Origin of the sequence: Planomonospora sp. ID82291 (genome assembly GCF_015711645.1) — a bacterium.
Taxonomy (GTDB): Bacteria; Actinomycetota; Actinomycetes; order Streptosporangiales; family Streptosporangiaceae; genus Planomonospora.
In genome coordinates, this window is the sequence record NZ_JABTEX010000004.1 from 219,301 (window position 1) to 229,647 (window position 10,347).

General features: G+C 72.5%; 9 protein-coding genes. 2 read left to right on the forward strand and 7 right to left on the reverse strand.

The window, feature by feature from the left end:
- The first annotated feature begins 40 nt into the window (after positions 1 to 40).
- Positions 41 to 475, forward strand: coding sequence for a CBS domain-containing protein (locus HS045_RS25535; RefSeq protein WP_196454015.1), 435 nt, complete (start codon positions 41 to 43; stop codon positions 473 to 475).
- Between the two features lie 77 nt (positions 476 to 552).
- Here the strand turns inward: HS045_RS25535 and HS045_RS25540 are convergent, their stop codons facing one another.
- From HS045_RS25540 to adhE, 6 genes are all read right to left on the reverse strand, one after another.
- Positions 553 to 1,236: an ABC transporter ATP-binding protein gene (locus tag HS045_RS25540; protein WP_196454016.1), complete on the reverse strand. Its 684-nt coding sequence runs from the start codon at positions 1,234 to 1,236 to the stop codon at positions 553 to 555.
- 38 nt (positions 1,237 to 1,274) lie between these two features.
- Complete coding sequence (locus HS045_RS25545) at positions 1,275 to 2,438, reverse strand: ABC transporter ATP-binding protein (RefSeq protein ID WP_307827712.1); 1,164 nt, start codon at positions 2,436 to 2,438, stop codon at positions 1,275 to 1,277.
- Positions 2,435 to 3,241 (reverse strand): ABC transporter permease, encoded by an 807-nt coding sequence (locus HS045_RS25550; protein ID WP_307827713.1) that lies wholly within the window; start codon positions 3,239 to 3,241, stop codon positions 2,435 to 2,437. Before HS045_RS25550 ends, HS045_RS25545 begins: the two co-directional genes overlap by 4 nt.
- A gap of 139 nt (positions 3,242 to 3,380) precedes the next feature.
- Entirely contained in the window at positions 3,381 to 4,523 is a 1,143-nt protein-coding gene (locus HS045_RS25555) for an ABC transporter permease (protein WP_230884815.1), read from the reverse strand.
- The gene (locus HS045_RS25560) at positions 4,520 to 6,079 is read right to left on the reverse strand and encodes an ABC transporter substrate-binding protein (protein ID WP_196454018.1); all 1,560 of its coding nucleotides are present in this window, start codon (positions 6,077 to 6,079) and stop codon (positions 4,520 to 4,522) included. Before HS045_RS25560 ends, HS045_RS25555 begins: the two co-directional genes overlap by 4 nt.
- Before the next feature lie 277 nt (positions 6,080 to 6,356).
- Complete coding sequence (gene adhE / locus HS045_RS25565; RefSeq protein WP_196454019.1) at positions 6,357 to 8,984, reverse strand: bifunctional acetaldehyde-CoA/alcohol dehydrogenase; 2,628 nt, start codon at positions 8,982 to 8,984, stop codon at positions 6,357 to 6,359.
- Positions 8,985 to 9,260: 276 nt separating this feature from the next.
- Here adhE and HS045_RS25570 point away from each other — a divergent pair, with 276 nt between their 5' ends.
- A complete protein-coding gene (locus HS045_RS25570) occupies positions 9,261 to 9,515 on the forward strand; it encodes a Smr/MutS family protein (RefSeq protein WP_068894057.1) in 255 nt (84 codons plus the stop codon).
- A gap of 372 nt (positions 9,516 to 9,887) precedes the next feature.
- Here the strand turns inward: HS045_RS25570 and HS045_RS25575 are convergent, their stop codons facing one another.
- Positions 9,888 to 10,295, reverse strand: a complete 408-nt coding sequence (locus HS045_RS25575) for a nuclear transport factor 2 family protein (protein WP_196454020.1) — start codon at positions 10,293 to 10,295, stop codon at positions 9,888 to 9,890.
- Positions 10,296 to 10,347 lie beyond the last annotated feature (52 nt).

Here is a 10,347-nt window from a genome sequence, read left to right on the forward strand (position 1 = left end):
GGGATACCCCCCGAGCGAGGCTGAAAACGAGGTGGTGCCAATGCTGATCGGCAGGATACTTCAGGGCAAGGGAACCCGGGTGGCGACCGTCCACCCGGACACGACCGTCGCCCAGCTGCTGGGCGTCCTGGCGGACAACAACATCGGCGCCGCGGTGGTCTCCCCGGACGGCTCGTCGATCGCGGGCATCGTCTCCGAGCGCGACATCGTCCGGCGGCTGCACGACCGCGGCGCGCGGGTGCTCGACGGGCCCGTGTCGGCCATCATGACGACCGAGGTGCGCACCTGCTCGCCGGAGGACAACGCCGACGACCTCCGCCGGACCATGACCGACCACCGCATCCGGCACATCCCGGTGGTCTCCGGGGGCCGGCTGGCGGGGCTGGTCAGCATCGGCGACGTGGTCAAGAGCAGCATCGACGAGCTCGAGACGGAGAAGGCCTCCCTGGTCGACTACCTGCACCGCCGGTCGTAGGCGCCGGGCCGGTCTCCGGACTGGGTCTGCGGGGTCGTGGTCTCCGGGTTCGGTCTGCGGGGTCGTAGCCGCCGGGGTCACTTTCCGGGGTCTGCGTGGTCTGAGGGGCCTGCGGCGTCTCCGGGATCCCCGAGGCGGACCCGGTGGTGAGCCCAGCGGACCAGCAGCGCGTCGTCGTGGCTGACGGCGAGCACGCCCGCCCCGCTCCGCTCCCGGTAGGCCTCGACGACCGCGACCAGGTGCGCCTGGGTGGAGGCGTCCAGCATGGTGGTCATCTCGTCGCAGACCAGGTAGCGCGGCTCCAGCGAGAGCGCCCGCGCCACGCACGCCCGCTGCAGCTGCCCGTCGGACACCTCGTGCGGGCGGCGGCCGAGCAGGTCGCCGGTGAGGCCCGCCTCGGCGGCCAGCGCGGCGACCCGGCCCCGGTCCGCCCGGCCCGCCGCGGCCAGCGGTTCGGCGATGATCTCGGTCAGCGTCAGGCGCGGGTCCACCGCCAGGCGCGGCTGCTGGTAGAGCAGGGCGACCGCGGTGCGCAGGCCGCGCGGGGCGCGCTGCCGCCAGCGCCGCACGGCCGTTCCGTCCACCGTCACCGCGCCGCCGGAGGGCCGGAGCATCAGCGCCAGCACCCGGGCCAGCGTCGACTTGCCGCACCCGCTGGGACCGGCCAGGCCGGTCACCCGGCCGGGTTCGACGGTGAGCGAGACGCCGTCCAGCACGACCTGCCGGCCGTACCGGACGGTGACGTCGCGGGCCTCAAGCACGGCGGTCCTCCGAGGCGCGGCGGGCGGCGGCACGGGCTTCACACACGGTCGTCCTCCGAGGCGCGGCGGGCGGCGGCACGGACTCCACGGTCGTCCTCCAGGGGATGATGGCAGGCGACGCCGTCCGCCATGGGCGGCGGCGCCGCGCAGGCTCCGTCCGCCGACGGGCAGCGCGGCGCGAAGGCGCAGCCGTCCGGCAGGCGGGTCAGTTCGGGGGGCATGCCGAGGATCGGGACGAACGCCCGGTCCGGCTGGGCGTTCACCAGCCCGGCGGCGTAGGGGTGGCGCGGCCGGTCCAGCACCCGCCCGGCGGGACCGGTCTCGACCAGGCGGCCGGCGTACATCACGGCGAGGTCGTCGGCGACCCGCTCGGCCGCCCGCAGGTCATGGGTGATCAGCAGGACGGCCCGGCCCTCGTCGCACAGCCCGCGCAGCGCCGCCATCGCCCGGTCGACCAGCGGCCGGTCCAGCCCGCCGGTCGGCTCGTCGGCCAGGATCAGCCACGGGTCCCCGGCCAGCGCCATCGCGTTCGCCACCCGCTGGGCCATGCCGCCGGACAGCTCGTGCGGGTAGCGGTCGAGGTCGGCGGGGTGCAGGCCCTGCCGCAGCGCGAGCTCGTCGGCGCGTTCCCGCGGCCGCGGGTGCCCGAGCTCCCGCAGCGCCTCCTCCACCTGGGCCCGCGCGGTCCGCACCGGGGTCAGGTGGGTGGCCGGGCTCTGCGGGATCAGCCCGACCGCCCGCCCGCGCACCCGCCGGGCCAGTACGGCCTCCGGGGCGCCGAGCAGCTCCAGGGACCCGTCCGGGGTCTCCAGGTGCGCCCGCCCGGCGACCTCGGCGTTGCCGGGCAGCAGGCCGAGCAGCGCGTGGGCGAGCACGGACTTGCCGCAGCCCGACTCGCCCACCAGCGCCAGGCAGCGTCCGGGGCGCACCTCGAAGGAGGCGCCGGTGACCGCTCGCACGGTCGCGCCGGGCAGCCGGAAGGAGACGGTCAGCTCCTCCACCCTGAGCCGGTTCCCCCCGTCCGGGGCGGATCCGCCGGCCAGGGAGTCCCCGGCGGGGACGGAACCGGCCGCCGGAGATCCCCCGGCCGGGACCGGCTCGGCCGCCGAGGACGGGCCCGGCAGCGCCCCGTCCGGTGGGAGGTCCTCGCCGGAGGGTCCGCGCGGCGGGAGGTCCCCGCCGGTGGAGACGCGCGCGCTCACTGGAACAGCTCCGATCGCAGGCGGGGGGTGAGCCGGTCGCGCCAGTGCTGGGCGAGCACGCCCAGCGCCAGCGTCGGGACCAGGATGAACAGGCCGGGCACCAGGCTGGACCACCAGTCTCCGGCGAGCAGGGACCGCTGGCCGTCATTGATCATGTTGCCCAGCGAGGCCAGGTGCGGGGGGAGGCCGAGACCCAGGAAGCTCAGCGCGGTCTCGTGCCAGACCGCGTGCGGGACCATCAGCACCGTGGCCAGCAGCAGGTGCGGCGCCAGGTGGGGCAGCAGGTGGCGGCGGACCACCCGGCCCCGGCCCGCGCCGCCGGAGATCGCCGCCTCCACGAAGGGCCGCGCGCGCAGGGAGAGCACCTCGGAGCGGACGATCCGGGCCGCCGTCGTCCAGTGCGTGACGCCCACCGAGACGACCACCGCGGCCGGGCTCGGGGAGAACAGCGCCACGATGAAGATGCCGAGCAGCAGGTGCGGCACCGAGGTGAAGCCGTCGACGAGCCGCATCAACAGGCGGTCGGGCGTGCCGCCGAGGCTGCCCGCGACCAGCCCCACCAGGCCGCCGATCACCATGCTCGCCAGCGCGGCCACCAGCCCGACCAGGAACGACACGCGCAGGCCGTAGACCGAGCGCAGCAGCACGTCCCGGCCGACCTGGTCGGTGCCGAGCGGGTGCTCCAGGGAGGGCGGCAGCCCCGCCGAGCGCAGCTCCACCAGCTGCTGGTCGAGCTGGGCCAGCGGCGGGACGAGCAGGACGGCCAGGCCGAGGACCGCGAGGGCGGCCGCGGCGGCGCGCACCGGCCGGCGGGAGGCGGACCGGGGATTCCTGCGCGGCCGGGACGGAGGAGCCTTGGCCGACGGCGGAGACGCGGCGGACACCGGGTCCGATGACGGTGACGGGGGGGTCGGGGGCGGTGGAGGTGCTGCGGCGGTCATGTCAGCCCACTCCCAGGGTGCGCACGCGGGGATCGGCGATCGTGTAGGCGATGTCGGCCAGGAGGTTGCCGCCCACCACGGCCAGGGTGCCGAGCAGGGTGAGCGCGGCGAGCAGTGGGAAGTCCACGGCGAGGGCCGCCTGCACCGAGGCCGAGGCGACGCCGGGCCAGGAGAAGACGGTCTCCACCAGGATCGCGCCGGTGACCAGCTCCGGGACCCGCGCGCCCAGCAGGGTGAGGAAGGGCAGCAGCGCCGAGCGGAGCGCGTGCCGGACGAGCACCGTCCGCTCGCGCAGGCCGCGGGCGCGGGCGCCGGTGACGAAGTCCTCCCGCAGCACGCCGGAGACCGACTCGCGGACGTACAGCACGAGCCAGGACGACTGGGAGACCGCCAGCACCGTGACCGGGAGCACCATGTGCGCGGCCAGGTCGCCGAGTTCGACGGTGGCGGACGCGGCGTCGGTCAGGCCGCCGGCGGGCAGCCAGCCCAGCCGCACCGAGAAGACGGAGATCGCCAGGAGCCCGAGCCAGAACACCGGCGCCGCCTCGTTCGCCAGCGCCCCCCCGGTGATGAACCGGTCCAGCCAGGAGCCGCGCCGCCGGGCGGCGACCGTCCCGGCGACGAGGCTCCCTGCCAGCATCAGCACGATCGCCGCCGAGGTGGCGAGCAGCGTCCACGGCAGCCGCTCGGCGATCACCTGCCCGACCGGCAGGTGCAGCGACCGCGATTCCCCCAGGTCGCCCCGGAGGAGGTTGCCGAGCCAGGTGGCGTACTGCTCCAGGACCGGCCGGTCGAGTCCCCAGTTGGCCCGGATCCGCTCGGCCACGGCCGGGTCGGTGACCACCGCGCGGTCTCCGAGGTACTGCCGGACCGGGTCGAACGGCGAGGCCTTGGCCAGGGCGAACATACCGGCCGTCACCGCCAGCAGCAGCGGTGCGGCGAACGCCGCCCGCCAGGCCGCCATGCGCGCGATCGCCCGGCCGAGCCCGTCGGACGGGCGGCGGGGAGGGCGCGCGGCGGGGGCCGCTCGCTTCACGCCGTCACCCTCCGCGCCGTGTCCCGCCCGGTCGGTCGCCGGGTCGGGGAGGACGCGGCCGGTCGCCGGGTCGGGAAGCACGGAGGCGGTCTCCGGGTCGGGGCTCATGCGGCCGGCTTCCAGGTGTGGATGTCGCGGAACAGGCCGCCGGTGGCGTGCTCGTGGGCCTCCACACCGGGCCGCACCCCCTCGTACCGGCCGCGGATGACGTAGACGTGCTTGAGGAAGACCAGGTAGGTCCAGACCTCCTCGTCGTGGACGATCTTCTGGAAGTCCAGGTAGGCGCGCCGCCGGACGGCAGGGTCCGCCGACCGCCGGCCGGTCTCCAGCAGCCGGTCCGCCTCGGGGTCGTCGTAGCCGCCCGGGTTGAAGAAGCCCCGGCGCGCGTACGAGCTGTGGAACAGCTCGTAGGTGACGTAGTCGGGGTCGTACGGACTGCCGTACCCCATGATCAGGGCGTCGGTGGACATGCGCGGCTCGATCGCGTCCCAGTCGAGGCCGGCCAGCCGGACGTCCACCCCGATGGCCTTGGCGTCGGAGGCGACCGCCAGCGCGAGCTCCTTGCGCAGCGAGTCGCCCGCCGGGTACATCAGCGTGAACGCGGCGCGGACCCCGTCCTTGGCCCGGACGCCGTCCTCGCCGGGGATCCAGCCGTCCTCCTGCAGGAGCCGGCGCGCGGCCTCGGGGTCGCCGTCCGGGACGCCGGTCACCGCCGGGTTGTGCCAGGCGGTGTCGGGGGAGACGGGGCCGAAGGCGGGGGTGCCCGCCCCGGCGAGCACGACGTCCACCATCGCCTGACGGTCGACCGCCAGGCCGAGTGCGCGGCGGACGGTCCGGTCGCCGGTGACCGGACGGCCGAGGGGGAACATGATCCCCCGGTAGTCGGCGCTGGGCACCTCGTGCACCGTGACGTCCGGCCGCCCCTCGAACCGGGCGGCGGCCTTGGGCGGCAGGATCACCGCGTCGAACTCGCCGGCGGACATCCGCGTCGCGCGGACGTTGTCGTCCTCGGCGAAGGCCAGCACCAGCCGGGAGAGGGCGGGCGGGCCCGCCCGGTAGTCCCGGTTCGCCTCCAGCACGATCTTGTCCCCGGGCGTCCTGGAGACGAACCGGTACGGTCCCGAGCCAACGGGCCGGTCCCCGGTCAGCGGGTCGCCGGAGGGCACGATGCCCAGGGTGGCGCGCTGGGCCAGCGGGGCGTAGGGGTGGGCGAGGGTGAACACGACGGTCCGCGGGTCGGGGGCGTCCACCGTCTCGATCGCGGCGTAGTCGCCCCGGATCGGGGAGTCGTTGTCCCCGTCCAGCACGGCCTCGTAGGTGTATTCGACGTCGGCGCCGGTCAGCGGTCTGCCGTCGTGGAACCGTACGCCGTCGCGCAGGGTGAAGGTGACGGTCAGGCCGTCGGCCGAGACGGTCGGCGGGGCGGCGGCGACCGCGGGGGTGAGCGAGAGGTCGGGCTCGCGGCTCATCAGCCCCTCGTAGATGAGGGAGCCGCCGTCGGGGGCGTAGCCCATCACGGGGCTGAGGGTGTCGAACTCGGAGCCGAGGCCGATCACGAACGTGCCGCCGGCGGGCGCGGCCGGACCGGCGGAGGGCGCCGAGCAGGCGCCGGCCAGCAGGCCGGACGTCACGAACAGGGCGGCCAGGCGCCGGGCCAGCCTCATGGATCCCTCCCGGGGTCGGTGGAGCGCCCCGACAGTAACCTTATTGCGAATCACTCGCAAGTAAGAAAGTCAGGCATGAGACGGCGCGCCCGGAGAGGTCCGGAGAGGAGGGCCGGCACGAGACGCGCCAGGGGCCCGGAAGGCGCCGGTCCCGTGCGACCTCGCCGCGGTCTCGCCGCGGCCCCGGGTGATCCCGGACGGGGCCGCGGCGGACGGCCCCGGGCACGAACGGGTCCCGGCCGGCCGGGAGCGATAGGGGCGGAGCGGGCCCCGCCCGTCACTTCCCGTGGTAGGCGGCCTTCATGAGCTCCTGCATGTCCGTCAGCATCGGCATGCGCGGGTTGGCCGGAGCGCACTGGTCCTCGTAGGCGTTCATGGCCTGCTGCGGCAGCGCCGCGATGAACGCCGCCTCGTCGACGCCGACCTTCTGGAACGAGGGCTCGATGCCGACCGCGTCGCGCAGCCGCTCCACCGCCGCCGCGAGCGACTCCACCCCTTCGGCCGCGGTCCGCGCGGGCAGGCCCAGCGTCTGGGCGATCTCCTGGAAGCGCTCCGGAGCCCGGTAGTCCTCGTACTTCGGCCAGCCCGACAGCTTCGACGGGACGGTGCCGTTGTAGCGGATCACGTGCGGGAGCAGGATCGCGTTGGTGCGGCCGTGCGCCACGTGGAAGGTGGCGCCCAGGGTGTGCGCCATGGCGTGCACGATGCCCAGGAAGGCGTTGCCGAAGGCCATGCCGGCGATGGTGCCGGCGTTGTGCATCTTCTCCCGGGCCTCGGGGTCGGACACGCCGTTCTTCACCGCCCGCTCCAGGTACCTGAAGATGAGCTTGACGGCCTGCAGGCCCAGTCCGTCGGTGAAGTCGTTGGCGTAGACCGACACGTAGGACTCGATGGCGTGGGTCAGCGCGTCGAAGCCGCTGTCGGCGGTGACCACCCGGGGCAGGTTCGCCGGGAGCACGGGGTCGATGATCGCCACGGTCGGGGTCAGCGCGTAGTCGGCCAGCGGGTACTTCTTGCCGGTGGCGGTGTCGGTGATGACCGCGAACGGCGTCACCTCCGCGCCGGTGCCCGAGGTGGTCGGGATGCAGACCAGGCTGGCCTTCTCACCGAGCGTCGGGAAGCGGAAGGCGCGCTTGCGGATGTCGAAGAACTTCTCCTTCATGTCCGCGAACACCACCTCGGGGTGCTCGTAGCGCAGCCACATCACCTTGGCCGCGTCCATCGCCGAGCCGCCGCCCAGCGCGATGATCGTGTCGGGCTGGAAGCCGCGCATCAGCTCGGCGCCCCGGTCCACCGTCGCGACGCTCGGCTCCGGCTCCACGTCGTCGATGATCTGCAGGGCGACCCGCTCGCCGCGGCGGTTCAGCACGTCCAGGACCCGGTCCACGAAGCCCAGCTTGGTCATGACGGAGTCGGTGACGATCGTCACGCGCTTGACGTCCGGCATGTCCGCGAGGTAGCGGATCGCGTTCGGCTCGAAGTAGACCTTCGCGGGGACCTTGAACCACTGCATGTTGTTGTTGCGCCGTCCGATGCGCTTGATGTTGATGAGGTTGACCGCGGTGACGTTGTTGGAGACCGAGTTGCGGCCGTAGCTGCCGCAGCCCAGGGTGAGCGAGGGCAGGAAGGCGTTGTACATGTCGCCGATGCCGCCCTGCGAGGACGGGGCGTTCCAGATCACCCGGACGGCCTTGACGCGGCGGCCGAAGCTCTCGGCCAGCTCGGTGTCCTCGGTGTGGATGACCGCGCTGTGCCCGAGGCCGTGGAACTCCACCATCTGCGCGGCGTAGTCCAGACCCTGCTCGCGGGAGCCGGCGCGCAGCACCGCGAGGACCGGGCAGAGCTTCTCGCGGGTCAGCGGCTCGGCCGGGCCCACCTCGGACACCGGGACGAGGATCACGGAGGTGTCGGCGGGAACGGTGAAGCCGGCCTGCTCGGCGATCCACTGCGGGGACTTGCCGACCACATTGGGGTTGAGCTTGGCGCCCGCGCAGTTCTCACCGCCGGCGGTCGTGCCGAAGATGAACTGCTCCAGCTTCTCCTTCTCGGCGGTCGTGGCCACGTGGGCGTGCAGCCGGCGGAACTCGGTGATCGCGGCGTCGTAGACGCCGTGGTCGATGATGACCGCCTGCTCCGAGGCGCAGATCATGCCGTTGTCGAACGTCTTGGACAGCACGATGTCGTTCACGGCGCGGCGCAGCTTCGCGCTCCGCTCGATGTAGGCCGGGACGTTGCCGGCGCCGACGCCCAGGGCCGGCTTGCCTGCCGAGTAGGCGGCCTTGACCATCGCGTTCCCGCCGGTGGCCAGGATGGTCGAGACGCCCTCGTGGTGCATGAGCGCGGAGGTCGCCTCCAGCGACGGCTCGGTGATCCACTGGATGCAGTTCTCGGGCGCGCCGGCCTCGACGGCGGCGTCGCGGACGATCTGCGCGGCCCGGGAGCTGCAGCGCTGCGCCGAGGGGTGGAAGGCGAACACGATCGGGTTGCGCGTCTTGAGCGCCAGCAGCGCCTTGAAAATGGTCGTCGAGGTCGGGTTGGTGACCGGGGTGATGCCGCAGACGACGCCGACCGGGTCGGCGATCTCGACGATGCCGTTGATCTCGTCGTGGGAGATGACGCCCACGGTCTTGAGGTCGGCCATGCTGTGCGTGACGTGCTCGCAGGCGAAGATGTTCTTCACCGCCTTGTCCTCGAACACGCCGCGGCCGGTCTCCTCGACCGCCAGGACCGCGAGGGCCCCGTGCTGGCTCAGCGCGGCGACGGACGCCTTCTTGACGATGTGGTCGACCTGCTCCTGGGTGAAGGAGTCGTACGCGGCCAGAGCCTTGAGCGCGTTGGACACGAGGCTGTCGATGGCGGCGTTCACGGTGTCGGACGGGGTCGAGTGCAGCGTGGAGTCGGTCATGAGGGCACCTCATCTCTCTGTCGGCTGCGGCCTCCCTTCCACTGTTTCACCTCTTGTGGGCCGGTTTGTGCCCAGGTATGTCGCTTTGGTCAGGCCGCCGTGCCATCCGCCCGCAGTGAACAGGACGATCAGGCGGAAACCCCATCAGTCGAAACCGATCAGGAGGGACGGCCGCCCCGTGGTTCATCGAGGTCGAAGGCCGTAGCGTAGAGCGTGCCGACTTCGTGCTGACCCTGACGCGATCGAATACCTGAAGCCCCAGGCAGAGGAGACACTGTGAAGCTCAAGCTGGATCTGCACCCCATCTACAACAGGGGCGGGGAGATCGACAAAGCGCTGCGGGGGATCATCGACGAGGCCATCAGGAAGCGGGCGACCGAGGTCGAGATCATCCCCGGGAAGGGGTCGGGCCAGCTCAAGAAGAAGGTCCTGCGCTTCCTGGACCAGAAGGAGATCAAGGCCCTCTACCACCGCATCGACAAGGACGCCAAGAACCACGGCCGCCTGTTCGTCTACTTCCGGCACAAGTAGGGCGGCGATGCTCTGATCAGGTCGTGTACCCCTGCTGATCTTTCCTGGGGCGCATCGGGGGCACACGACCCGGCTGCGAAGAGGGCGTCCACGGCCCTGCGGGCACGGTCGGCGGCGTTGGGCATCGGACGGGTGCAGGTCCGCAGCGGGAAACCCGGATCGGCGTGCCCGAGATACTCCGCGACCGCCGGGAAGGCCGGATCGAGCGTCGGCGAGCACTCGGCCGGCCGGTCAACGAGTATCACCGAGCCGCATGGCCGTTCCGGGGAACTCTCCGCTCGATCCCGCGCAACGGATTTCGAAGAGGACGGCGTGAGCGCATGGACCGGGCCTGCCGATTTCGGATAGACCGAGGACGTCCCGGCGACGTGGTCACTGCGCTTCTTCCAGTTGCTTGCTGATCTGGTCGATCCGGCGGATCCGACCGTCCGAGGCCAGGCGGCCGAACATGTAGATCTCCGCCGTGAAGGTCCTGCCCTTGCGCAACTTGGTGCGCAAGGTCCACCGAGCGGCGATCCGGTCACCCGAGACCAGCACCTCGTGGATCTCGACACCAGACCGGTCGTCGGCGAGCATCGCCTCTTTGTCGACGTTCTTGCGGACGGGACGGGCATGGTCGATCATGCGCTGCCGGTCGATCACGAGCCCGTCGTTGCAGTACTCGAAGTCCGGAACGAAGTAGCGGTCGAGGATCGCGCCGGGTTCCTCGTCGGAGACGGCCATGTCCCGTGTGTAGGTGATCAGAAAGTCGGCGAGATCGCACTCGGATCCGATGCCCATGAAGTTTCCTTGCAAGGAGAGGGGCCTGCTTCCACCAGTAGATCAAAACTAC